The sequence below is a fragment of the Streptomyces sp. NPDC058877 genome (genome assembly GCF_042742855.1).
GTDB lineage: Bacteria > Actinomycetota > Actinomycetes > Streptomycetales > Streptomycetaceae > Streptomyces.
Window position 1 is genome coordinate 1 of the sequence record NZ_JBHYMF010000409.1, and the last position, 1,282, is coordinate 1,282.

A 1,282-nucleotide genomic window follows, 5' to 3' on the forward strand; every position below is an offset into this window, starting at 1 on the left:
CTTCTCTCACTGCTCCGCCGCATCAGCCCTTGTCGGCGTCGCGGTGGCCCTCCTCGTCGAGGTCGGACTCGACCCCAGCGTCGTCGGAGCCCTCGCCCTTGGGGGACTCCTCGATGTCGTCGGAGTCGTCGAAAGCGTCCACGAACTCGACGCCGTCCATCTCGGCGAGGCGGTCGGAGGCGTCCGTGGCGCCGTCCTTGTCGGCTTCCAGGGCCTTGGCGAACCATTCGCGCGCTTCGCGCTCCCGGCCCGCGGCGAGGAGGGCATCGGCATACGCGTACCGCAGGCGAGCGGTCCACGGGTGCACGGCACCGGAAGCGAGTTCGGGGCTCTGGAGCGTGACGATGGCCGCGTCGAGCTGGCCCATGTCCCGGCGGGCGCCGGCGGCCACGAGCCGCATCTCGACCTGGCCGGCCTTGTCGAGCTTCTGCACCTCGGGCTCCCCCGCCATGGCGAGGGCACGCTCGGGCCGACCGAGACCGCGCTCGCAGTCGGCCATGACGGGCCACAGCTCGACCCCGCCGCTCATCCGCCGCGCAGCACGGAACTCGGCCAGGGCCTCGGAGTACTTCTGCGTCGCGTAGGCAGCGAAGCCGGCCGCCTCACGGACGGCCGCGACACGGGATGCGAGGCGCAGGGCGACCCTGGAGTAGCCGTACGCCTTCTCGGGGTCCTCGTCGATCAGCTGGGCGACCATCACGAGGTTGCGTGCGACGTCGTCGGCGAGCCCCTTGGGAAGGCTCATCAGCTCCTGGCGCACGTCCGGGTCGATCTCCTCACCGGTGACCTCCGGCGGGATCGGCAGGCGTTTGAGGGGGGCACGGTCCCCACGGTCGCGGTCCCGTCCGCCCCGGTCGTCACGACGGCCGTATCCGCCCCGGTCCTCCCGCCCACGGTAGCCACCGCCACGGCTGTCGCCACCGCGGTCGTCACGACGGTAGCCACCACCGCGGTTGTCATCACGCCGGTCGTCACGCTGGTACGACGGCCGCTCATCCCGACGGTCGTCACGACGGAAACCACCGCCACGGCTGTCCCCGCCACGGTCGTCACGACGGAAACCACCGCCACGGCTGTCCCCGCCACGGTCGTCACGACGGAAACCACCGCCACGGCTGTCCCCGCCACGGTCGTCACGACGGAAACCACCGCCACGGCTGTCCCCGCCGCGGTCGTCACGACGGAAACCACCGCCACGGCTGTCGCCACCGCGGTCGTCACGACGGTAGCCACCACCGCGGTTGTCATCACGCCGGTCGTCACGCTGGTACGACGGCCGCTC

General features: G+C 71.8%; 1 protein-coding gene and 1 pseudogene. Both read right to left on the reverse strand.

Annotated elements, in window-relative coordinates; all coding sequences use genetic code 11:
- Positions 1-22 precede the first annotated feature (22 nt).
- Complete coding sequence (locus ACFW2Y_RS35925; RefSeq protein WP_384887976.1) at positions 23-805, reverse strand: hypothetical protein; 783 nt, start codon at positions 803-805, stop codon at positions 23-25.
- A pseudogene (locus ACFW2Y_RS35930) lies at positions 745-1,282 on the reverse strand (hypothetical protein); the annotation flags it as partial. The gene ACFW2Y_RS35925 and the pseudogene ACFW2Y_RS35930, both read right to left, overlap by 61 nt.